27 protein-coding genes are annotated in these 23,595 nt (G+C 39.7%); 26 read left to right on the forward strand and 1 reads right to left on the reverse strand.

The window, feature by feature from the left end:
* Positions 1-6: 6 nt before the first annotated feature.
* The 23 genes from DCO44_RS02010 (at position 7) to DCO44_RS02120 (ending at position 17,213) form a co-directional block, all read left to right on the forward strand.
* Positions 7-429: an ExbD/TolR family protein gene (locus tag DCO44_RS02010; RefSeq protein WP_016167675.1), complete on the forward strand. Its 423-nt coding sequence runs from the start codon at positions 7-9 to the stop codon at positions 427-429.
* On the forward strand, positions 429-2,156 hold the full coding sequence (gene msbA, locus DCO44_RS02015) for a lipid A export permease/ATP-binding protein MsbA (protein WP_116758953.1): 1,728 nt from the start codon (positions 429-431) through the stop codon (positions 2,154-2,156). Before DCO44_RS02010 ends, msbA begins: the two co-directional genes overlap by 1 nt.
* A gap of 3 nt (positions 2,157-2,159) precedes the next feature.
* Complete coding sequence (lpxK, locus tag DCO44_RS02020) at positions 2,160-3,164, forward strand: tetraacyldisaccharide 4'-kinase (RefSeq protein WP_116758954.1); 1,005 nt, start codon at positions 2,160-2,162, stop codon at positions 3,162-3,164.
* A 9-nt stretch (positions 3,165-3,173) separates the two neighbouring features.
* A complete protein-coding gene (gene kdsB / locus DCO44_RS02025; RefSeq protein ID WP_116758955.1) occupies positions 3,174-3,935 on the forward strand; it encodes a 3-deoxy-manno-octulosonate cytidylyltransferase in 762 nt (253 codons plus the stop codon).
* 12 nt (positions 3,936-3,947) lie between these two features.
* On the forward strand, positions 3,948-4,934 hold the full coding sequence (locus tag DCO44_RS02030) for an AAA family ATPase (RefSeq protein WP_116759014.1): 987 nt from the start codon (positions 3,948-3,950) through the stop codon (positions 4,932-4,934).
* Between the two features lie 11 nt (positions 4,935-4,945).
* Entirely contained in the window at positions 4,946-5,287 is a 342-nt protein-coding gene (locus DCO44_RS02035; RefSeq protein WP_116758956.1) for a PilZ domain-containing protein, read from the forward strand.
* 25 nt (positions 5,288-5,312) lie between these two features.
* The gene (locus tag DCO44_RS02040) at positions 5,313-6,086 is read left to right on the forward strand and encodes a TatD family hydrolase (protein ID WP_116758957.1); all 774 of its coding nucleotides are present in this window, start codon (positions 5,313-5,315) and stop codon (positions 6,084-6,086) included.
* 54 nt (positions 6,087-6,140) lie between these two features.
* The gene (locus tag DCO44_RS02045) at positions 6,141-6,740 is read left to right on the forward strand and encodes a TetR/AcrR family transcriptional regulator (protein ID WP_116758958.1); all 600 of its coding nucleotides are present in this window, start codon (positions 6,141-6,143) and stop codon (positions 6,738-6,740) included.
* Between the two features lie 11 nt (positions 6,741-6,751).
* Positions 6,752-7,303: a prepilin-type N-terminal cleavage/methylation domain-containing protein gene (locus DCO44_RS02050; protein ID WP_116758959.1), complete on the forward strand. Its 552-nt coding sequence runs from the start codon at positions 6,752-6,754 to the stop codon at positions 7,301-7,303.
* Complete coding sequence (gene gspI / locus DCO44_RS02055; protein ID WP_116758960.1) at positions 7,293-7,664, forward strand: type II secretion system minor pseudopilin GspI; 372 nt, start codon at positions 7,293-7,295, stop codon at positions 7,662-7,664. The genes DCO44_RS02050 and gspI overlap by 11 nt, the downstream gene beginning before the upstream one ends.
* A 2-nt stretch (positions 7,665-7,666) precedes the next feature.
* Positions 7,667-8,293, forward strand: a complete 627-nt coding sequence (gene gspJ, locus DCO44_RS02060; protein WP_116758961.1) for a type II secretion system minor pseudopilin GspJ — start codon at positions 7,667-7,669, stop codon at positions 8,291-8,293.
* A 41-nt stretch (positions 8,294-8,334) separates the two neighbouring features.
* Complete coding sequence (gspK, locus tag DCO44_RS02065) at positions 8,335-9,282, forward strand: type II secretion system minor pseudopilin GspK (RefSeq protein ID WP_116758962.1); 948 nt, start codon at positions 8,335-8,337, stop codon at positions 9,280-9,282.
* 107 nt (positions 9,283-9,389) lie between these two features.
* Complete coding sequence (locus DCO44_RS02070; protein ID WP_116758963.1) at positions 9,390-9,986, forward strand: 6-pyruvoyl trahydropterin synthase family protein; 597 nt, start codon at positions 9,390-9,392, stop codon at positions 9,984-9,986.
* Between the two features lie 42 nt (positions 9,987-10,028).
* Positions 10,029-10,742, forward strand: coding sequence for a uracil-DNA glycosylase (gene ung / locus DCO44_RS02075; RefSeq protein WP_116758964.1), 714 nt, complete (start codon positions 10,029-10,031; stop codon positions 10,740-10,742).
* A complete protein-coding gene (locus DCO44_RS02080) occupies positions 10,739-11,863 on the forward strand; it encodes an enoyl-CoA hydratase/isomerase family protein (RefSeq protein WP_116758965.1) in 1,125 nt (374 codons plus the stop codon). The genes ung and DCO44_RS02080 overlap by 4 nt, the downstream gene beginning before the upstream one ends.
* 4 nt (positions 11,864-11,867) lie before the next feature.
* Positions 11,868-12,383 (forward strand): tRNA adenosine(34) deaminase TadA, encoded by a 516-nt coding sequence (gene tadA / locus DCO44_RS02085; protein ID WP_116758966.1) that lies wholly within the window; start codon positions 11,868-11,870, stop codon positions 12,381-12,383.
* Positions 12,384-12,441: 58 nt separating this feature from the next.
* A complete protein-coding gene (locus DCO44_RS02090; RefSeq protein WP_116758967.1) occupies positions 12,442-12,873 on the forward strand; it encodes an SRPBCC family protein in 432 nt (143 codons plus the stop codon).
* 17 nt (positions 12,874-12,890) lie between these two features.
* On the forward strand, positions 12,891-13,574 hold the full coding sequence (gene cmk / locus DCO44_RS02095) for a (d)CMP kinase (protein ID WP_116758968.1): 684 nt from the start codon (positions 12,891-12,893) through the stop codon (positions 13,572-13,574).
* Positions 13,575-13,682: 108 nt separating this feature from the next.
* On the forward strand, positions 13,683-15,359 hold the full coding sequence (gene rpsA, locus DCO44_RS02100; RefSeq protein ID WP_116758969.1) for a 30S ribosomal protein S1: 1,677 nt from the start codon (positions 13,683-13,685) through the stop codon (positions 15,357-15,359).
* 162 nt (positions 15,360-15,521) lie between these two features.
* Positions 15,522-15,824 (forward strand): integration host factor subunit beta, encoded by a 303-nt coding sequence (locus DCO44_RS02105; protein ID WP_116758970.1) that lies wholly within the window; start codon positions 15,522-15,524, stop codon positions 15,822-15,824.
* A gap of 17 nt (positions 15,825-15,841) precedes the next feature.
* Entirely contained in the window at positions 15,842-16,201 is a 360-nt protein-coding gene (locus tag DCO44_RS02110; RefSeq protein WP_116758971.1) for a lipopolysaccharide assembly protein LapA domain-containing protein, read from the forward strand.
* A gap of 36 nt (positions 16,202-16,237) precedes the next feature.
* On the forward strand, positions 16,238-16,918 hold the full coding sequence (gene pyrF / locus DCO44_RS02115) for an orotidine-5'-phosphate decarboxylase (RefSeq protein ID WP_116758972.1): 681 nt from the start codon (positions 16,238-16,240) through the stop codon (positions 16,916-16,918).
* A gap of 82 nt (positions 16,919-17,000) precedes the next feature.
* Positions 17,001-17,213 carry a hypothetical protein gene (locus tag DCO44_RS02120; RefSeq protein ID WP_116758973.1) on the forward strand — a complete coding sequence of 71 codons (213 nt, stop codon included), beginning with the start codon at positions 17,001-17,003 and terminating at the stop codon, positions 17,211-17,213.
* Positions 17,214-17,286: 73 nt separating this feature from the next.
* On the opposite strand, the gene DCO44_RS02125 is transcribed toward DCO44_RS02120, so the two are convergent.
* Positions 17,287-18,195 carry a lysine exporter LysO family protein gene (locus DCO44_RS02125; RefSeq protein WP_116759015.1) on the reverse strand — a complete coding sequence of 303 codons (909 nt, stop codon included), beginning with the start codon at positions 18,193-18,195 and terminating at the stop codon, positions 17,287-17,289.
* A 211-nt stretch (positions 18,196-18,406) separates the two neighbouring features.
* Here DCO44_RS02125 and DCO44_RS02130 point away from each other — a divergent pair, with 211 nt between their 5' ends.
* The 3 genes from DCO44_RS02130 (at position 18,407) to DCO44_RS02140 (ending at position 23,170) form a co-directional block, all read left to right on the forward strand.
* Positions 18,407-19,414, forward strand: a complete 1,008-nt coding sequence (locus DCO44_RS02130; RefSeq protein ID WP_116758974.1) for an AraC family transcriptional regulator — start codon at positions 18,407-18,409, stop codon at positions 19,412-19,414.
* 81 nt (positions 19,415-19,495) lie between these two features.
* Positions 19,496-20,644: a cell division protein ZapE gene (gene zapE / locus DCO44_RS02135; protein WP_116758975.1), complete on the forward strand. Its 1,149-nt coding sequence runs from the start codon at positions 19,496-19,498 to the stop codon at positions 20,642-20,644.
* A 360-nt stretch (positions 20,645-21,004) separates the two neighbouring features.
* A complete protein-coding gene (locus DCO44_RS02140; protein ID WP_116758976.1) occupies positions 21,005-23,170 on the forward strand; it encodes a malate synthase G in 2,166 nt (721 codons plus the stop codon).
* Positions 23,171-23,595: the final 425 nt, after the last annotated feature.

A 23,595-nucleotide genomic window follows, 5' to 3' on the forward strand; every position in this document is an offset into this window, starting at 1 on the left:
TGGAAGATGAAATTCAAGCGTAGGCAAGTTGAAGATATTCATATTAATTTGACACCAATGATAGATTGTTTACTGTTTATCTTGGTGTTTTTGCTGTTATCAACCACATTTAATCAGTTCAGTCGCATGAACTTGACTTTGCCCGATGCGCAAGGCGTTCCACCGAAGCAATACAATCAAAAGATTGAAGTGATTGTGGACTCTTCAGGGCACTATGCCGTCAATGGACAGGCCTTGTCGAGTAAAGAAGTTGCTGATTTAAGTACTGCAATTAAACAGATTTCTAATGAGCGACGTGATTTAATGTTTGTGATTGCTGCTGATGCGAAAGCTACGCATCAAGACGTCATCCGTGTGATGGATGTTGCAGGGCAACTCGGTTTTGTGAATATTAATATCAGTACCAAAGTACCATCTCGAGGTTATTAGTGAGTCAGGATTTCAAGGTCTATCTACGTCTTCTGAGCTATCTGAAGCGATTTTGGGGCGTAGCGATTTTAATCGTCATTGGTTTTGCTATTAATGCAGCAACCGAAGTATCAATTGCTAAGTTGCTAGAAAAAATTATCACAGCCATACAACATCGGGATCAGAGTTTTACTAACCTTATCCCGTTTTTGGTTGTGCTATTAATGTTCTTTCGTGGTGTGGGCTCATTTATCGGTGGTTATTTTACTGCTGTTATTTCGAGAAATTTGGTCTTTGATATTCGTCAGGAAGTATTTGCCAAGTTATTACGTTTGCCTTCGCAATACTACTTAGACAATACTAGTGGTCATATCACGGCCAAAATTATGTATAACGTGGAGCAGTTAACCGCTGCTTCATCTGACTCGCTAAAGACCATTGTGCAGCAAGGCTTAATAACCTTGGGCTTGTTGGGATATTTGATTTATACCAACTGGCGCTTAACCCTGATTATTCTTATTTTCGCACCACTAATTGGCTTGTTGATTCGTAAAGCATCAAAACGTATGCGTAAATTGTCATTACAAGTGCAAGACACGATGGGTGACGTCAACCATGTGGTGCAAGAAACGGTCAATGGTAATGTAGTGGTGAAAGGCTTTGGTGGACAGGCTTTTGAACAAGAGCGTTTTAAAGCGACGTCTATTGAAAACCTAAAGCGTGGATTGAAAATGGTGGTGGTGCAGCAGTTGAACAGCCCAATCGTGCAGTTCATTATGTCCATTGCCATGGCTACGATCATGTGGATTGCTTTGCGTCCTGAAATTTTACGGGATACAACTGCGGGTGAATTCGTCGCATATATTACTGCGGCAGGTATGCTGAGTAAGCCAATTAAAGCTTTAACCGATGTGAATGAAAAATTACAGCGTGGTATGGCAGCGGCGCATTCTGTTTTTGAGTTAATTGATTTACCAGAAGAAAAAAATACAGGGACTTTAACACCTGTCTTACAAGGCAATATCCAGTTTAAGGATGTCAATTTAATTTATTCTGATGGTCATCATGCCATTCATGATTTTAACTTGCAGGTCAAAACTGGCGAAACAGTTGCATTGGTTGGGCGCTCAGGAGCGGGTAAAACATCTTTAGTTAATTTGTTACCGCGCTTTCAAGAGTTAAGTTCGGGTCAATTGCTATTAGATCAATACGCAATTGATGATATTGAAGTCAATTGCTTACGTTCGCAAATTGCGATGGTGAATCAGCAGGTTGTGTTGTTTAACCGTACCGTACGTGAAAATATTGCTTATGGTTTATTGCAAGATGCGACAGATGAACAAGTAATTGCTGCCGCAAAAGCGGCCTATGCACATGATTTTATTATGGCACTACCCAAGGGTTATGATACACAACTCGGTGCGCAAGGCTTGAATCTATCAGGTGGTCAACGTCAACGTATTGCAATTGCACGTGCGATTCTAAAAAATGCACCGATTTTAATTTTAGATGAAGCAACTAGCGCATTAGATAACGAATCTGAATACTTTATTCAGCGAGCGTTTGATTCGGCGATGCAAAATCGCACCACGATTGTTATTGCACATCGATTATCAACAATTGAAAATGCAGATCGCATTGTAGTGATGGATCAGGGCCGTATTGTTGAGCATGGTTCACATGCCGAATTGATTCAGAAGCGTGGGGCATATTTCCAGTTACATCAACGTAATTTTGAGGAAAACTAAGCAATGTCAGTAGCACAACTTATTCAAAATGCTTGGAATAGACAAGCAAAGTGGTTAATTGTGCTACGTCCTTTGTCTTGCTTGTATCATTTTGGGTTTTGGTTTAATCGAAAGCTTTATGAAAAAGGTATAAAAGCCGTTTATACCGCGCCAGTGCCAGTCATGATTATTGGTAATATTACTGTGGGTGGGAGTGGAAAGACACCGCTATTGATCCATTTAGTGAATTACTTACAATCTAAGAATGTGCGTGTAGGTATCATCAGTCGTGGTTATGGGGGGAAAGGGCCATTCCCTGCATTTGTGGGATTAGATGCTACACCTGAACAAGTGGGTGATGAGCCTTGCCTGATTGTACAATCTACTGGCGCTGCGATGGTGGTGGGTTCAAGTCGTCAACAAAGCATAGAGTTGCTGTTGGCTAAGCATGAGTTGGACTTGATTATTAGTGATGATGGTTTGCAGCATCATGCGCTTGCGCGGCAGCTTGAGTGGATTGTATTAGATCGTAATCGTGGCTTGGGCAATGAAAAATTGTTGCCAGAAGGTTATTTGCGTGAACCGAAAAGTCGTTTGAATACAGGTACTGTGATTGAACATGCCGCTCAGCCAGAAACAGAACTGAACATGCATTTAGAGGTTGCTGAACCTTATTTGCTGAATACAGATGAAATTCGAAGCTTTGACTCTAAACAAAATTTTTATGCAGTTGTGGGTATTGGCTTTCCACAACGTTTTTACCGTACCCTTGAGTCCTTAGGTGTGCAGCAGTTCCAGTGTCATGAATTTCCAGATCATTATGATTATGATTTAACAGATCTACAGTTTGAAGATAGCAATCCGATTATTACCACGGAAAAAGATGCAGTTAAACTGCTGTCTATTTTAAAACAACATCCAGATTTTAAACGTGAAATTTGGGTAGTGCCTGTTGAAGCTGTACTGTCTAGTGCATGTTATCGTGTGTTAAATCAGCAATTGGCTGATTTAGGCATTTCAATTGAATAAGAGTGAATTATGAAACATATCGTCATTCCTGCGCGTTTTGCCAGTTCAAGACTTCCTGGTAAGCCATTATTGCAAATTCATGGTCGTCCCATGATTTTACGTGTGGTTGATCAAGCCAAAAAAGTGCAAGGTTTTGATGATTTATGTGTGGCGACAGACGATGCGCGTATTGCAGAGGTATGTCGCGCGGAAGGTGTAGATGTTGTACTGACCAGTGCAGACCACCCATCTGGCACAGACCGTTTAAGTGAAGTGGCACGTTTAAAAGGCTGGGATAAAGACGATATCATTGTCAATGTGCAGGGTGATGAGCCATTATTGCCTGCGACATTGGTCAAGCAGGTGGCAGAGCTTTTGGTTGCGCAACCAGATTGTTCGATGTCCACTTTGTGTGAGCCAATACATAGTCTAGATGAATTCCAGCGTGACAGCATCGTGAAGGTGGTTAAGTCTAAGTTTAATCAGGCACTTTATTTCAGCCGTGCAACGATTCCTTATGATCGTGATGGAGCGAAACTTGTCAATCCAGTATTGCATGATCAGGCATTTCGCCATTTAGGCTTGTACGCTTATCGTGTCAGCTTGCTACAAGAATATGTGACTTGGGACATGGGTGTTTTAGAAAAACTAGAAAGTCTTGAGCAACTGCGTGTGCTTGAAAATGGACATCGTATTGCAATTGCAGTTGCAGAAGCGAATTTACCGCCAGGTGTAGATACCCAAGCGGATTTGGATCGCTTAAACAGCATGGATGTTGCACATTTTGAATAAGATAGATTGATGATGCAAACCGATATTCAACCGCAAGTGTTTCCGTGGCAACAACATGTGTGGGATACCTTAACAGGACGTTTCCCACAGTTAGGACATGGCTTATTGTTTTATGGCAAAAAAGGCTGTGGTAAAGAAGCATTTACCCAATATTTTTTGGCGTGGATTTTGTGCCAACAACGTCATTTGCGTAATGCCCCTTGTGGGGAGTGTGGTAGTTGTCAGTGGTTGAAATCGGATACACATCCAAATTATGTTTATATTTCAACGGATGAAGAGAATAAAAAGCAAAACGCAAAAATCAAGATTGAAAAAATCCGAGAATTATTGCCATTTGTACAACAAACTGTAGATGGTTGGCGGGTGATTGTGATTGATCCAGCAGAAGCGTTAAATACGGCTTCTGCTAATGCACTTTTGAAAACATTAGAAGAGCCAGGTGATCGTGTTCTCATTATTCTTATGGCGGAACATTATTTAAAATTACCTGCCACGATACGCAGTCGATTACAGCATTTTGCACTTGATCGAATTAGCACGGAGCAAACACGGACGTACTTGGCAGAACATCTTGCTTCTGAACTTTCACAAGAGCAATTGACGCTGTTGTTGAATCTGTCGAACGATATGCCATTACAAGCTTTAGAGTTGGCACAAAGTCAATGGTTGAATTTACGTCAAGATTTTTTAAATGATTGGCAAAAATTACTTCATGATAAAAATATGCCAATGGCAATCGCGACCAAATGGCAGAAAGCCTTGCCATTTGATGATTTTAGTCGCATGTTTGAGTACTTGTTGGCTGACCTGATTTGTGTCAAGCTAAATCAACCAATTAAAAATATAGATTTGGAGTTGGTACAGCTTTCTGAGCAATATTCTTTAGAAATGCTTTTCAATTTATATTCAGATTTGCAACAGTCCAAGCAGTTTATTGAGCAAAACGTACAAACAAATTTAGTACTCGATCAACTGTGTATAAAACTAATGAATGTTTAAAGGGGAAAACAATGCAACCACGTATGGGCGGTATCATTCAGGCAAACATTCCAGATAAGGAAACATTGTACCAATCCTATATGCCTTATGTCGTAGGCGGCGGTTTATTTATTCCTTCAAAACAAGCTGTAAAATTAGGGGATGAGGTTTTTGTACTCACGACATTGCCAGAACAATCTCAAAAAATACCTCTAACAGGTAAAGTGATTTGGATTTCGCAGAAACAAAACGGCATCAAACCTCAAGGTTTTGGTATGCAATTATCGGGTGAAAAAGGTGTTTTCTTTAAAGCCGAAGCTGAAAAAATTCTCGCAGGTTTTAAGGTCGAAGGTCGTTATAGTTACACCATGTAATATGGTTTAAAAATAGGAAAAAATTGTGTTTGTAGATACTCATTGTCATTTAACTATGCTTGATCTGACGCCATATGATGGAAATTTAGATCTGGCTTTGGCGCAAGCGCGAGAGGCTGGCGTTACCAAATTTATGAGTATCTCGGTCGATCTAGATGACCATATTGCTTTAGCTGAAATTGCCGCACGCCATGCCGATGTGGGCTATACCGTGGGTGTGCATCCTTGTGAAGATGCAGGTACGATGGCGCGTGCAACAACTGACTATTTGGTGGAGCTAGCCCGAGCAGACAAGGTTTGGGCATTGGGTGAAACTGGATTGGATTATTTTCACAGTACAGACTTTATTCAAGAACAAAAAGAGTGTTTTGCTCGACATATCCAAGCCTCACAAATTGTGAAAAAGCCTGTCGTTGTACATACTCGCTCGGCTAAGCATGACACAGTAGATATTATTCGTGCGGAAAAGTCGACGCATGGAATTTTGCATTGTTTTACAGAAGACTGGGCCACAGCGAAAGCTGTTTTAGATTGTGGCTATTATGTTTCTTTTTCAGGCATTGTTTCTTTTAAAAATGCGCAAGATTTAAGAGATGTTGCCAAGCAAGTTCCTTTAGATCGCGTGTTGATTGAAACGGATAGCCCATATCTTGCGCCAGTGCCCTATCGTGGTAAAACAAATGAACCAAAATATGTGCCATATGTAGCCAAAGCCTTGGCTGATGTATATGATAAGTCGCTGGAAGAAATGGCATTGATTACCACGCAAAATTTTGAAAACTTGCTGCAATTAAAGTAATAGATTGTGTGGCTTTAGACTGAATATAAGAATTGAAGAGAGTGTAGAGTGAAGATGGATCGTCAAGCTCAGTTTCGAGCAAGAGAAACTTTAATTTTCCAAGTAGCTGAGCAATTATTGCTTGAAAATGGCGAATCAGGCATGACTCTCGATGCTTTGGCTGCTGAGCTTGATTTAGCAAAAGGCACACTCTACAAGCATTTTCAAAGTAAAGATGAACTGTATATGCTGCTCATCATTCGTAATGAGCGTATGTTGCTAGAGATGATTATGGACTCGGAAAAAGCCTTTCCTGAACATCTCGCATTTTTTATGCTTCATCATCTTCATCATCCTGAACGGACAGTGCTTTTTCATCAAATAGAAGAACGCCTTTCTATTACAGGTCAAGGCATTCAACATTTATTTAGTGAGTTGTACAAAGTACGGCGTCATCGTTTGCGACTCATTATTAATATGACAGAAACCTATTTGGGCTCTATTCAGAGTTTGATGTCTGTGCGTGATTATCTGGCATCAATTTGGTCTTTAACCTATGGTGCTGCTGCAATTTTGAATTCTAGCTTCTATCAACGCTATCTTGGCTCTCGTGATACTTTACGCGTGGCGTATATTGACCAAGCCCTTGCATTACCCAAACAAGTTAGTTCGTAGACGTTCAAATAATGAAATACCATCAACGCGCTTCGAGTCGAGGTTTTACACTGATTGAGGTGATGGTGGTCATTGTGGTGGTCGCTATTGTTACTTCATTAATCATGATGAATTTTGGCGGGATTGATCAGCGTAAAGCGATGCAAGCGCGTGAAATTTTCATTATGAATGTGCAACGTATTGCTCGTGAGTCGAATGATCAATCGCTTGTTTTGGCTTTAAATGTACAGCCTGCAACAGATGTAAATCCTTTTCGATATATGGTTGTTGAATATCATCCTGCAAAAACTGAAGTGAATACGGTCGCGAATCAGTCTTCTTGGACAGAATATTCAGTTTTTAAAATACAACCTTTGCCAGAGAATGTCAGTTTTCAAATACAATCGACAGATTATCAATATGATAAAGCACAGAACTCAACTTTGTTGGATGCTAAAGCACCCCAATTAATTTGGTTGGGTAATGGTGAAGTCAAACCAGTAAGAATACAATTTTATTATTCACAACAGCCAATTGGACCTGAAATTGAAATTGACCATTTAGGTAAAATTAATGAAATCTAAAGGGTTTACACTATTAGAAGTCATGGTGGCTTTGGCAATTTTCGCAACTGCGGCGATGGCATTGACCAAAGTCGCAATGCAATATACACAAGCGACAGCACAAGCGATTTTACGAACCAAAGCTCAATTTGTTGCGCAGAATGAAATCGCTGAAATGCAAATCAAAGGTGAATGGTTGGATGGTACACAGTCTGAACAGTTATCCCAACAAGGTGAGCATTGGCAGATAGAGAAAAGTGCACAGTCTACGATTAGTCCAAATGTGCAACGCGTAGAAATACAAGTGCATTTGTTTAATACGGAAACCGGTAAGGCCGAAGCGGGAGTTACCCATCTGGTCTTTTTTAATAATAGAACATAATCATGCAAAAACGCGCTGGTTTTACTTTGGTCGAACTGTTGGTTGCTATCGCAATTTTTGCAGTTTTGTCTGCTTTGGGTTGGAAAGTTTTTGATTATTTAATAAAAGTAAAAGAGCGTAATGCTCAACATGAGCAGAAGTTGGCGAATTTACAACAAGCTTACCAGCAAATTTTGAAAGACAGTATTCAAATTGCACCGCTTGCCTCAAATGTAAATGGTGAAATTGAACCTGCTTTGGTTCTGCAAAATGATCGTTTTGTTTTTAGTAAAATTGGTGTCACTGATCCGCTATTACAGGGCATTCCAGCCGAGGAACGCATTCAATATCAATATCAAGCAGATACGCAGCGCATAAACCGATTGCGTACGCGTGGTTTGAATGCAGCATCACAAATGCAGCCAGAATCAAGTGTATTACTTGAAAATGTTGAACAGTTTCAAGTAAGTGTGTTGAATCCAAATGAACTCTTCTCATGGCCTGAATTTGCGCAACAGCAAGACGATTTGGTGCAAAAAAAGAGACTGCCAAAAGGAATAAAAATAAATCTAACGGTCAATGGTGTTGCGTATGAGTGGATATTTAGTTTGCTGAATACTGATTATTTAGAGCAGAAGCAAAAAAGTTAAAGTGCAGTGTATTTTGGGTGACTGACACAATGGGATGTTAAATGAATAAGCAAAAGGGTATCGCATTAATCACGATATTGGTGATGGTGGCTTTAGCTACTATTTTGGCTGCAACCATTGGTCAGCGCCAAAAGTTCACCGCGGACAATACTGCTTATCTGATGAGACAGAATCAATCATTGTGGTATGCAAAAAGTGCGGAAACTTTTTTTTCGGAATTGTTGATTGAAGATGCTGAAAATGCAGGTGATGTCGATTTCTTACAAGAAAATTGGGCAAAGCCTATGCCTGCATTCCCTGTTGAAGATGGCTATGTGACAGGGCAGCTTTACGATGAATCAGGCAAATTTAATCTGAATAGTCTTATTGATGATTCGGGGCAAGTGAATGTCGCTGCAAAGCAATGGTTTGAACGACTACTGCTGAATGTGGGTTTGACAGCAGAATTAAGTGAAGCCGTAATTGACTGGCAAGATGCTGATAATGAAAATATAGGACCAATGGGGGCAGAAGACGGCTATTATCGAGGGCTCAATAATGCCTATTTGCCAGCAAATACGAAATTTCATGCGATTGATGAGCTAAAAATGGTCCGAGGGTTTGAAGGTGAGAAATACCTAAAAATTGCACCATACGTCAGTGCTATTTCGGTTAAAGAGACCAAGTTGAATATTAATACTGCACCTGCAATTGTATTGGCGAGTTTGGATGAACATTTAGATGTAAAAACTGTGCAGGTAGCTTTGGAGACTAAACAGCAGAATATAGAGCATTTTGCTAATCTGGATGAGTTCTGGAAGCTAGCGCCTTTTAGTCAAATTAACGCTAATACACGAAGCTCAGTTCAAAGTTTACTTGGGGTAAAGTCGAATTACTTTCGTGCAAAAATTGAAGTTGTGCTGAGTGAACGGAAGCGTCAATTTCAAACAAATTTATTGAGAGAAGATAAGAAAGTTTATGTACTGAGTCGGTCGCTTGCTCCCGAATAGGTAAATCTCAAGGACCGATCGTGATAAATGGGAAAATTAATGTGCTTTAGGTCACTTTTGTTCTATAATTAATATTATTTCATTGATGACTGATACCGTTAAGGCACATGTTAATTCGTAAGTTATTTAAGTTCGAAAATGCGCATATAGTGCGAAATTGCACATCAGACCGCTGCAAGCGTTCGATTCATGGGCATAGCTATAAAGTTGAATTACTACTTAAAGCTTCGAAGTTGGATCATGGTCAAATGGTATATGACTTTGGTTTGCTTAAAGGGCTAATCAAAGACATTTTTGATAGTTTTGATCATGCAATTTGTTTTTGGCAGCATGATGACCCAGAGTATATTCAGGCGTGTAAACAATTTAGTGCACGTTGGGTAGCCTTACCTGTTTCACCTTCAGCAGAACAATTTTCTCGTATTTTCTTCTTTTTAGCACAACAGATTTTGGCATCAACCGAAACACAAAATGGTGAAGGTGATGTAGAAGTCTATTCTGTAATTGTGCATGAAACTGATACAGGTTATGCACAAAGCTTTTTAGAAGATATTGATAATAAACAGATGGGAATATTGTCCTTAGATGAAATTGTATTTTCTGAACAAGTACAATCAGAATGGACTGACCCTTTAATGTATGAAAAGCTGAAACAGGGCTTTAAATTCCAAAATCCGAGCGTGGATTTACAAGTAAAAATTTAATTTACACATTAAGAAAGAACTCAAAGGGATTAGGAAATAAGCATGTCTTATACCGATCAACAACTACACAAGTTGGATAAAGTTCAGCTTGATGCCAGTTGGAAATATGGACTCAGTGATTTCTTACTCAGCCCACAAATGGATGAGTTAAGAGATTTTTTGGTGTCAGAAAAACAAGCGCAGAAAGAAATCTATCCACCGAGTAGCTTGATTTTTAATGCGTTTAATACAACACCTTTAGAGCAAGTTAAGGTGGTGATTTTAGGGCAAGACCCATATCATGGACCAAATCAGGCACATGGTTTAAGTTTTTCTGTGCAAAGAGGTGTTGCATTGCCTCCATCCTTACGTAATATTTTTCATGAATTACATGCGGATATAGGTGTTGAAATTCCTCGTCACGGTGATTTAACGCATTGGGCTGAACAAGGTGTGCTCTTACTAAACAGCGTGCTTACTGTTGAGGCGGGTCAACCGACTTCACACCAAAAGCGTGGTTGGGAAAATTTTACTGATCATGTGATTGATGTGTTAAATGAACAACGTGAACACATAGTATTTATTCTTTGGGGCGCATATGCTCAACGGAAAGGGCAAAGAATAGATCCTAATAAGCACCTAATTTTAAAAGCGGCACATCCATCTCCACTGGCTGCAAATCGTGGCGGTTTTTTTGGATGTAAAGTTTTTTCAAAAACAAATAATTATCTCAAACATAATGGCATTGAGCCTATAAATTGGCAGCTGGACGCATGACACATTCTCCCATATTAAAAAGTTATCATCCTGATATTCTTGTTGAAGAAGCAATTAACGGTTGGCGTATTGTGCGCTTAAATCGTCCGAAGTCTCTACATGCGCTAGATGAGTCTATTGTCTCAGCGTTGTTAGAAGTATTCCAAGATTTTCATCATGATGATCGCGTAAAGGCGATTTGGCTGGATTCTACGACACCAAAAGCATTTTGTGCGGGTGGGGATGTCCGTAAATTACGCCAACTGGTCATTAATTCAGAAGTTGATTCAGCAAACAAATTCTTTGAACAGGAATATGCGCTTGATTTGCTTTTGCATAACTATGCGAAGCCCGTATTGGTTTGGGGTGAAGGCTATGTCATGGGTGGCGGTTTAGGCCTGTTTATGGCAGCTCCTTTTCGTATGGTGACACCATATTCGCGTTTGGCAATGCCTGAAATTAATATTGGTTTATATCCTGATGTGGGTGCAACACGTTTCTTGGCTGATCGTGGTGCGATTGGGTTGTTTACAGGTTTAACAGGCTCAATTATGACGGCTGCTGGTGCTTATAGTATTGGTTGGGCAACGCATATTTGTGATGCACATCGCGATAAGGTACTTGATAAGCTAGTCAATATTGATTGGGGGCACTACCCAGCAGGGGACTTTCGCGCAATTGATGATACTTTAAACAGTTTGCATAGACCTGTAGGACCTGGTCCGTTACAAAACTCTTTGGATGTGATCCAAAGCGTTTGTCGTGGTGTAAATTTTGAACATGATTATGAATCGATCATTGGTTTGAGAGATGCCCGTAGCGATTGGTTGCGTCAAGCCAGTGAAAATTTACAAAAAGGTTCACCTGCGACTGCTGCGCTAACATGGTTGTTATGGCAATGGGGTAAGCAGATTCACTCTTGGAATGAAGTATTTGAGTTAGAAACGCAAATTTCTGATTGGAAAATTCGTCATGCTGACTTCGTGGAAGGCGTTCGCGCACGTTTGGTGGACAAAGATTTGGCTCCAGAATGGACTCAAGGAGCAGATTTGTCCTTAAAAGGCATCTTATCTGCAAATCCACCTGTCACGACGATTGAAAGTTGGAATCAATTGCTTAAACAGTATGGTGTGATTGCCTAATTAAATGACGGAATTTGAACTTTATTCCGATGAATATTGGATGCAGCTTGCTTATGAGCAGGCTGCTATTGCCGCTTCACAGCAAGAAATCCCTGTGGGGGCTGTCTTGGTCAGTCAGAATCAAATTCTTGGAGTGGGTCATAATGCCCCCATTTCACAAACTGATCCAACAGCACATGCGGAAATCCAAGCGATTCGTCAGGCATGTCACAAACTTCAAAATTACCGACTACCTTCAGATGCAGTTTTATATGTAACTTTAGAGCCTTGTACCATGTGCGTCGGGGCTTTAATTCATTCGCGTGTTGCTAAAGTGGTGTTTGCAGCAACTGAACCTAAAGCGGGTTCTTTGGTGAGTGCACGTAAGTTATTGGAAACGGGCTATTATAATCACCAGTTTGAAGTGGTTTCTGGATGTTTGCAGGAGCAATGTTCTCAGCAATTGAGTGATTTCTTTAGAATGCGTCGTCAGCAGAAGAAAGAGCAAAAAAGACAAGAAAAACTTGATGGTTCAGATTAATTAAGTCAATTTCATGTAGAATTTAATGACAATAAAAATTGTCAAGATGGATGTATATATGAATTCAATTCAAGTTAAAAAGAAATTTGAAGCCCCAATTCAACAAGTTTTTGATTTGCTAGCAAAACATGCGACTTATAATGTAGCTTTCGCACCGATTCAAGTCGAGCGTGTAGTGGATTCAAAGGATCCACAAAGACCAGATGGCTTAGGTTCAGTTCGACGAATGGGGATTGGTCCTGTAAAGCCTTTGCGTGAAAAAATAACATTAATGCAAGAAAACCAGCGTATTGAATATAAAATTATTCAGAATCCACTCATTAAACACCATCTCGGGATTATTGAGTTTGAAGCATTGACGCCAGATTCAACATTGGTGACGTATACGATTGAATTACAAGCACGCGTTCCTTTTGTCAGTAAATTAATCCTTGCACAGCTTAATTCTGCGATTAAACTAGGTTTTTCTAAACTCGCGAAATCTGTGTAAGGCATAACGGAAAAGTAATGACAGTTAAAATTATTACAATTGATGGCCCTAGTGGTTCGGGCAAAGGTACTCTAGCTGCTAAATTAGCTGCACATTATCAATTTCATTTATTAGATTCTGGTGCTTTATATCGGTTGCTCGGACTGTCATTGCATAAGCAAAACCTATTAGAAGAAATTGATTCTCAAATTGACCGTTGTGCTGAAATTGCAACAAATTTAGACATACAATTTGTAACAACCCCAAATGAAACACAGATTTTGTTAGATGGCGAAGATGTCACTCAAACCATTCGTACTGAACGTGTAGGCGAATTAGCATCAAAAGTCGCTGCAATTCCTGCACTTAGAGCGGCATTATTTGAGCGTCAGCGTGCCTTTGCACAAGCGCCAGGCTTGGTTGCAGATGGTCGAGATATGGCAACTTCAATTTTTCCAGAAGCGCCAGCGAAGATTTATTTGACCGCTTCAGCACAATCCAGAGCTGAGCGTCGGGTAAAACAGTTGCAGGGTATGGGGCTGGATGTTAAAATAAACGACATTTTAGCTAATATTGAAGCTCGCGATAAACGAGATATGGAACGCGAAGTCGCTCCACTCAGACCCGCAGTAGACGCTTTGATTATTGATAGCTCTGAGTTAAACATTAATGAAGTGTTTAACCTGATGACTCAATATATCGACAAGCAGTTAGCTAAGTAAAGAAATTTTTAGCGAAAGCATAGCTTGATCAGTTTATAAAAGACTATGTAGACGCGTAACTAAAACGGCCTTGTCTGATCCAAGACCGCATACTTTATCGGGTATATCATGACCGAATCTTTTGCAGCCCTCTTTGAAGAAAGTGAATTAAACCTCAACGTTGAAAAGGGTGCTGTCATCCAGGGCGTTGTAGTAAGCATCGACTCTGACTGGGTAACAGTTGACACTGGCCTTAAATCTGAAGGCGTTGTTGACCGTGCTGAATTCTTAAACGAACAACGTGAACTTGAAGTTCAAGTTGGCGATACAGTAGATGTTGTTGTTGAAGCTCTTGACAACGGTATGGGCCAAACTGTTTTATCACGTGAAAAAGCGAAACGTGCTGAAACTTGGACTAAACTTGAAAAAATCTTTGAAGATGGCGAAATCGTTACTGGTGTTATCTCTGGTAAAGTTAAAGGCGGTTTCACTGTTGACATCGGTCCAGTTCGTGCATTCTTACCAGGTTCTTTGGTAGATACTCGTCCTATCCGTGACACGACTCACCTTGAAGGTAAAGAGTTAGAATTCAAAGTAATCAAACTTGATGCGAAACGTAACAACGTTGTTGTATCTCGTCGTGCTGTTATGGAAGCTGAATCTTCAGCTGACCGTGAAGCTCTTCTTGCTCAGCTTGAAGAAGGTCAAACAGTTACAGGTACTATTAAGAACCTTACTGATTACGGCGCATTCGTTGACCTTGGCGGTATCGATGGTCTTCTTCACATCACTGACATGGCTTGGAAACGTATCAAGCACCCATCAGAAGTTGTTGAAGTTGGTCAAGAAGTTACTGTTAAAGTACTTAAATTTGACAAAGAGCGTAACCGCGTATCTTTAGGTCTTAAGCAATTAGGCGAAGATCCATGGTTAGCGATCATGAGCCGTTACCCTAAAGGTTCAATCGTTAAAGCTCGCGTAACTAACTTAACTGACTACGGTTGCTTCGCTGAAATCGCTGAAGGCGTTGAAGGCTTAGTACACGTTTCAGAAATGGACCACACTAACAAAAACATCCACCCATCTAAAGTTGTTCAGATTGGTGATGAAGTTGATGTTATGGTTCTTGAAGTTGATGAAGAGCGTCGTCGTATTTCTCTTGGTATCAAACAAACTCGTGCTAACCCATGGGAAGAGTTTGCTAAGAACCACGACAAAGGCGAGAAAGTTTCTGGTACGATCAAATCTATCACTGACTTCGGTATCTTTATCGGTTTACCAGGTGGTATCGACGGTCTAGTTCACTTGTCTGATATTTCTTGGAACGAACAAGGTGAAGAAGCGATTCGTCGTTACAAGAAAGGTGACACTGTTGAAGCTGTTATCTTGTCTGTAGACGCTGAAGGCAACCGTATCAGCCTTGGCATCAAGCAAATGAACAGCGATCCGTTCAACGATTTCTTAGCTGCTAACGAACGCGGTGCTTTGGTTAAAGGTACTGTAACTGCAGTTGACGCTAAAGGCGCTACTGTTAAGTTGGCTGACGAAGTAGAAGCTCAATTAAAAGCTTCTGAAATCAACCGTGATCGCGTTGAAGATGCAACTAAATTCTTGGAAGTTGGTCAAGAAGTAGAAGCTAAAATCATCAACGTTGATCGTAAATCTCGCTCTATCAACTTGTCTATCAAAGCGAAAGACGAAGCTGAAGAGAAAGAAGCTGTTGCTAACTTGAAAACTACATCTGTTTCTCAAGAAAATGGTCCTAAGACTATTGGTGACTTGATCAAAGCTCAAATGAACCACTAAGTAGGTCGTATAAATTGTATTGTTAATGTAATTTAACTAATACTTTTTACACAAATACTGTAAACGGTAGCGTAGTATTTAATTATTGCGCTACCGTTTTGTATTTAAACAGGTTATTATCAGTTTAGGTACAAAGTAGCTTGATAATTAAAGAGGTCGCCGATGACTACTGAAGCTCTTAATAAGTCTGACTTAATTGAGCGTATTTCCCTAAAAAACCCGCACTTAGCGGAGCCTTTAGTGGAAGAAGCTGTTAAGATCATGATTGATCAAATGATTGCATCACTTTCGTCTGATAGTCGTATTGAAATTCGCGGGTTTGGTAGCTTTGCCTTGCATCATCGTGAACCACGAATTGGTCGCAATCCGAAAACAGGAAGATCTGTTGAAGTGGCAGCAAAAGCAGTTCCACATTTTAAACCTGGTAAGGCATTACGTGACGCGGTGAATGAAGCTATAGATTAATAATAAGAGGGGTGTATATGCGTTATGTATTGGTCGCCATATTAATCATTTTATTTGGTTATTCCTTGGCTTTGGTTTTACAGAACGGTACTGAAGTCACGGTCGATTTGTTATTTACACAAGTCCCAGCTATGCGCTTAGGTCTAGTTTTATTACTGACTTTAGCCTTGGGTGTGGTGGTCGGATTATTGCTTGGTGTACAAGTATTCCGAGTGTTTCAGACAAGTTGGGAGATTAAACGCTTACGTAAAGATATTGATCACCTTCGAAAAGAACAAATTCAAGCTGCGCAATTAGCGGCTGCTGAGGCAGCTGCGAACGTAAGGCATGAAAAAACTGTATTTGATGTAACAAACGATAATAAAAGCCCATTATAATGGGCTTTCTTTTTGTCTAATCAAAGGTAAATTCTCTTGAGTATCATTGTTGCACTAGATGCTAAAAGCCAAATTGATGCATTGCACATTGCAGAGCAGTTAGATCCTGCATTATGTCGAGTAAAAGTTGGTAAAGAGTTATTTACTCACGAGGGTCCATCGGTAGTCAAAGCTTTACACGCAGAAGGTTTTGAAGTTTTCTTGGATTTGAAGTTTCATGATATTCCGAATACCACGGCACAAGCTGTATGTGCAGCAGCAGATTTGGGTGTGTGGATGGTGAATGTACATGCCTCAGGTGGCCGTAAGATGATGGAAACCTGTGTGGAGCGTTTAAAGGCTGGGAGTTATCAAACTCAACTGATTGCTGTGACTGTGCTGACATCAATGGGTCGTGAAGACTTGCGTGATATTGGTTTGGATGTTGAGCCATTTGAACAAGTAAAGCGTCTAGCAGCTTTAACGAAAGATAGTGGTTTAGATGGGGTGGTGTGTTCAGCGCAAGAGGCAAAAATGTTGCGTGAATTGTTAGGTCGAGATTTTGCTTTGGTGACGCCGGGTATTCGCCCTGAAGGTGCTAATGCGGATGACCAAAAGAGAATTGTTACGCCAAAACAAGCGATGCTAGATGGTTCTACGCATTTGGTCATTGGTCGCCCAATTACAAAATCTGAAAATCCACGTCAAACTTTAAAAGATATTTTGGCAACACTTTAATCTTTAATATTGCGAATAATCGAAAAAAGCCTTTCGAAAGAAAGGCTTTGTTGTATGAATACAACATTAAAAAGGTGAATAGATGGAAAATAAAAAAATGTTTGAGCTTAGTGAGGTTGGTGATGCAGAGCATGTTGCCGCGTTGCAGAACACTTTAGAAGAAACGCAGTTACTTGAAGAAAAGAAAGAAGAGTCTTCTACTGATTGGTCATCTGGAATTGATTTGGTAGATATCGGATCTGCCATCATTGAAGCTATAGGTGATATTATTGGTAATATTGATATAGATCTGTAGTGCGTCTGGTTCGATTTTATTCATTTCCCTTGGTGTTAACTATCAAAATCAATACCAAGGGCTTATCTTTTTCTTAAAGTGCAGCAAGTACACTAACAGCAATGGGTGCAAGAATAGAGAGAATAAAACCGCTGACCATGGCATGAGGGATAAAGTCGTTACCACAAGCTTGCTTGACCATTGGAAGCGAAACATCCATTGCAGTAGCTGCTGCTGAAGCAATCGCTGAACGCGGATAACGCCAACCAATACAATACATGAGAATGATTGCAAAGATCTCTCTAAATAAATCATTAATGAGAGCAATACTACCTAGAGCAGGATTTTTAAGTTCTGAAACGACAATTCCGCTCATGGAGTAGAAACCGTAACCTTGGGACAGCATAATTAGATCTTTCAGTTGCAGTTGTTCTAGAAAAATACTACACAGCAAGGCCCCAATAATAGAACCAATAATACAGCCAATAGGCACTAAAAGAATTTTAAAATTTAACCAAGAGCGATCTAATGGGCTGAATGCAAGATCGAGTCCAATCAAGAACATGAAAACCAGTAGTAGATACCATGTATTTACTTGGATTGGAATTCCTATATTTTCCAGTACTTTTGCTAAAAGAAATCCTACAGCTAAGGCTATACAAGCATAGGAAATACTAATGAAAGATTTGAATAGTAGGGTAAGTGAGATTTTGCCTGAAACGGGTTGTATGCCAATAAATTTATAAAGCGCAAAGCAACATAAAAATGACCCTATTGTCGTAAAAAAAGCCAATGCGGTTGCACTGCTTAATATCTGAGAAGAGTCGTGAATATTTTCAAGGGCATGGGTAAACTCCATGCTAATGCCGATCAAAAGCAAATATGAAAAATAAGGTAAGACCTTAAAAGATAGTTTGATCAAACTACTTGGAATTTTTTTTGCAAAGAAATATCCAGCGGCTAAGCACAAAAGAAGCTGAGATATCAGTATAAAGGCTTGCATAGGTAAAGTGAAAATTTGGTGTTGTGCCATCATAGCTTAAGTGTGCGAATGTTGCAGTGACTCATGCAAAGGTAAATCAAGATTTTTGAGGTTCGGCACAAGTCTAATAAAGAAGTATATCTTTATATACGATTGTAGTTTGATAGATTCGGCAATTTTCAAATACAAAGAATTGGGTTAAAAAAGGGTTCTTATCTTTATTGACACAAATATGAAAAGATCGATTCTCAGTCTCATGTATTTAATACAAGCGATGCGTAAAGCTGGGATTGATATCGATCAGCAATTAAAAAGTATTGGTTTAAGTGCGGATGCGTTGGATCCAACTGCCATTATTCAGCCCAGTTTGGAACGTGATGTATTGATGGTCTTAGGTGAGCATATTTCTTCTGAGCAAGGCTTAAATATTGGGCAACATTATGCATTGGCTGGATATGGTCCTTTATTAATGTTATTGGTGACCAGTGATAATATTAGAGTTGCACTTGAAAAGGTCATTGCATATCAACCTTTAACACATCTTACGGCTAAACTGAGTTTAAAATTTCAGAATCATCAGGTGGCATTGTGTTATGAAGCCAATGATTTAACCGATGAACTAAATATGTTGCGTGCGCAATCTGAATTGGCAGGGACATACAAATTTATTCAAGAGTTGTATAAGAAGATGGGCTTAAGCGTACCTCAGCTTAAAGTTGAGCTGCCTTTTGATCCACCTGAAAATGCCGAGATTTTGGCAATGTATCAAGCGTACTATGGATTGGACATTACATTTTCAAAGTCTTATGCCGCTTTTTGGTTTGATGAAGCAGTTTTGGATATTAAAATTCCTTCGGCTGATCAGATGACCTTCCGTATTTATGATTATAAATGTCAGGCTGAAATGAAGCGATTGTCTCAGCAATCGGCAGTGCCTGATTTGGTAGAGCGTGTGCAGGATTATTTGGATTTACAGCAAGGTGTTATTCCGACTATGGCGAAAACAGCACAAGCATTACATATTCCTGAACGTACGTTAAGACACCAGTTGCAGCAGTTAAATAGCAGTTATAAACAGATTAGAGAGCAATTAATTAAGGAAAAGGCTCTAAGATTAATTGAATATCAGGAGTACACCATTGAAATGATTGCTGAATTATTGGGTTATTCTGAGCCTGCTGCTTTTAACCATGCATTTAAACGATGGTTTGGGCGTAGTCCAAGGCAATATTCCAAGTAGTGCTTGGACTCATGCCAAAGTTTTATTTACTGTTCTCCAATTTTCGTTATACTTTCGTCAGACCAAAATAGTAATCAAGATATGTCGGATTTAAATCTTCACAGCACCGCCTTTGCTCCTTTATCACCAGCTGAACGTTATGCACAAGCCTTAGCTTCGGGGCAATTTATGCCTGATGAAGCTCAAGCGCAGGCTGTGCACGAGTTAGATCGCGTCTGGCAAGAACTGATTCAACGCTATAAGGCATCAAAGAAAGCATTTCGTCGCTTCCGTCGTCAGACATCTCCACAAGGTGTTTATATGTGGGGTGGTGTGGGTCGAGGTAAAACATGGTTGATGGACCAGTTCTATGATTCGATTCCATTCCGTCGTAAAACACGTATGCATTTTCATCACTTTATGCAACATGTGCATCGTGAGCTGAATAAATTGTCTGGTCAGCGTAATCCTTTGGATGCGGTCGCAGATCAAATTTATAAAGATGCAGTGATTATCTGTTTTGATGAATTCTTCGTTACCAACGTTACGGATGCAATGATTCTGAGTGAGTTATTCCAGAAGTTGTTTAGCCGTGGTGTGACTTTGGTTGCGACATCAAATATTGCGCCAGATGGTTTGTATAAAAATGGGATTCATCGAGATCGTTTTATTCCAACTATTGAGATGGTGAAGAAGAATTGTGTCATCTTAAATGTAGATGCGGGTGTAGACTACCGTTTGCGTGTACTCAAGCAGGCACAACTGTTTAAACATCCATTAACGCATGACCATAAACTTTGGATTGCTCAGCGTTTTACAGCATTGACCCAAACTCAGCATCAGTCGCAAGAACCAATTGTGATCAATAATCGTCTGGTAGAAACTATTGGTCATACTGAAGATGTATTGTGGTGTGAGTTTTCTGAACTGTGCTTGAAACCTCGTAGTCCAGCCGACTTTATTGAAATTGCGAATATCTATAATACGGTACTGGTAAGTAATGTCCCGCATTTAACTGATTACCTGTCGGAAGGGACGCGCCGATTCATTTATTTAGTCGATGAGTTTTATGACCGCGGAGTCAAATTGTTGCTGACGTCGCAAGACACGATCATTGATATTTATCAAGGTGAAAAGTTGGCATTTGAAATTGAACGGACACGTTCGCGCTTACTTGAAATGCAATCCGATGACTATTTGCATTCAGAACACCGACTCATTGAGAAATCTGCCAAAGATTTTAACGAATAAATAAAGAAACGCCATTAAATGGCGTTTTTTTATGGGTGAAAGTATTGTATGTTAAATCAACATTTTTTCTTGTATAAGGAAATGTGAATACCTCAAAACAAGTAAAAATTCAAGAAATGAGGCAGGTTCGAAGTAACGCTGAACTTAAGTCTAATTTCGACATTTCAAAAACTTAATACACTGTAAAAAGAGTATTCATGAACGTGATAATACAAACTAAATAGGATTTTATTTGATGAAGTCAATATTTATTGCACAGAAAATGCTTACTATTTAGGAATGTGATATTCGTATTCAGAAAAGTATAAATAGGTATACTGGAATCTCTTGTTATAAAAAGTAGCAATATCAGGAAAGACAATGACTGTACGTATTCAAAAGGGTAAGTTAGCGATTGCTAAAGAACTTTACGATTTCATCGAGAATGAAGCTTTACCAGGTTCTGGTTTGGACAGCGAAACATACTGGAAAAACTTTGAGCAAGTCGTTGTCGATCTTAGCCCAAAAAATAAAGCGCTTTTAGCTAAGCGTGAAGATCTTCAGGCTAAAATTGATCAATGGCACCGCAACAACACATTTGAATTAGAAGCTTATAAAGCTTTCCTTAAAGAAATTGGCTACTTGGTACCAGAAGTAGAAGATTTCCAGATCAGCACAGAAAATGTTGATGAAGAAGTTGCATTATTGGCAGGTCCACAATTGGTCGTACCTGTGCGTAATGCGCGTTATTGCTTAAATGCGGCAAACGCTCGTTGGGGTTCTTTATACGATGCACTTTACGGCTTCGATGTAATCTCAGAAGAAGGTGGCGCAGAAAAAGGTAAAGGCTATAACCCTGTACGTGGTGACAAAGTTATTGCATTTGCTAAAAATTTCTTAAACGAAACTTTCCCATTGGCACAAGGTTCACATGCAGACGCTACACGTTATGCAGTGGAAAATAATAAACTTGTTGTGACTTTAAAAGATGGTTCTACAACGGGTTTAGCACATGAAGCACAATTTGTTGGCTTCAATGGTGAAGAGGCGAATCCATCAGAAGTTGTTCTACTCAATAATGGTTTACATGTCATTATTGAAGTTGATGCGGCAAGCCCAGTGGGTAAAACAGATACTGCTGGTGTTAAAGATTTAGTTCTTGAAGCAGCAATTACAACGATTCAGGATTTAGAAGATTCTGTTGCTGCTGTTGATGCTGAAGAAAAAGTAGAAGGCTACCGTAACTGGTTGGGCCTAATGAAAGGTGATTTGCAAGAATCGATCGAGAAAAATGGCAAGACCATTACTCGTACATTAAATAAAGACCGTACCATTAAAAACTTGATTGGTGGTACGACAACTTTACATGGTCGCTCGTTAATGCTTCTACGTAATGTCGGTCATTTAATGACGAACCCTGCTATTTTGGTCGATGGCGAAGAAATTTTTGAAGGCATTATGGATGCTTTGGTAACACCGTTACTCAGTGTTGCTGATATTCGTGGTCAAAATGAGAACAAGAACTCTCGTAAAGGTTCAATGTATATCGTTAAACCAAAAATGCATGGACCAGAAGAAGTTGCATTTGCAGTTGAATTGTTTGAACGTGCAGAACAAGCAATTGGCTTACCAGCGAAGTCTTTAAAAATCGGTATTATGGACGAAGAGCGCCGTACATCAGTTAACTTGAAAAACTGTATTGAGGCTGCTAAAGACCGTACGATCTTTATTAACACTGGTTTTATGGACCGTACAGGTGATGAAATCCATACTTCTATGGAAGCAGCACCAGTTGTTCGTAAAGAAGCAGTGAAAACACAAAAATGGATTGCAGCTTACGAAAACCGTAACGTAGCAATTGGTTTAGAGTGTGGTTTGCAAGGTAAGGCGCAAATTGGTAAAGGTATGTGGCCTAAGCCAGACAGTATGAAAGATATGTTAGCGACTAAAGCTGCACATCCAAATGCTGGTGCATCATGTGCTTGGGTGCCATCACCAGCGGGTGCTGCTCTACATGCGATGCATTACCATCAAGTGAATGTAAAAGCACGTCAAGATCAGTTAAAAGCTGAACAAATGCTTTCTTTAGATGATTTGTTAACGCCTCCGTTTGCTCCAGAGACTAACTGGTCGGCTGAAGAGATCAACAATGAACTTGAAAATAACTGTCAAGGTATCTTGGGTTATGTAGTTCGTTGGGTCGACTTGGGTGTAGGTTGCTCTAAAGTTCCAGATATCAACAACGTTGGTTTAATGGAAGACCGTGCAACATTACGTATTTCTTCACAACACGTTGCAAACTGGTTACGTCACGGTATCGTTACACGTGAACAAGTTGAAGAAGTCTTGAAACGCATGGCTAAAATTGTAGATGGTCAAAATGCTGATGATCCATTGTATACACCAATGGCAACAGACTTTGATAACAATATCGCTTTCCAAGCAGCTTCTGATTTAATTTTCAAAGGTGGTGTTCAACCTTCTGGTTATACTGAGCCATTGTTACATGCTGCACGTTTGAAACTAAAAGGTTATGCAGGTGACTAATTTCGATTAGTTACGTGAATCTGACAAAGACCTTTCAATTTTGAAAGGTCTTTGTTTTTAGGAATCTATAAAATGTAACAACAAAAAGAATATGGTTTTGTCGCAGGGATATGGATCCATGCAGAACAAGATTTAGTACCGATTGAACAGCCTAAAATGAACAATTCGGTATATTTGCGATATGAATGTACTTATGAATTGGTCGATTTTAGTCTAGGTCGTCCAAGAACGATCTTACTATATCAAGATGATAAGAGTTATCTAGCGAGGTCATTGGACATTGTGGTGTATTACCAGAAACCTTAATAAAACAAGATGAAAGAGATTATTTATATTTAGATAAGCGTAAGGATAGAGATTTTATCGCATTATATGATGATGCAATTGAATGATGTATTCCTTATGGCGGTGATGAAGCTTACTGT

The organism is Acinetobacter sp. AM (assembly GCF_003105055.1).
GTDB lineage: Bacteria > Pseudomonadota > Gammaproteobacteria > Pseudomonadales > Moraxellaceae > Acinetobacter > Acinetobacter tibetensis.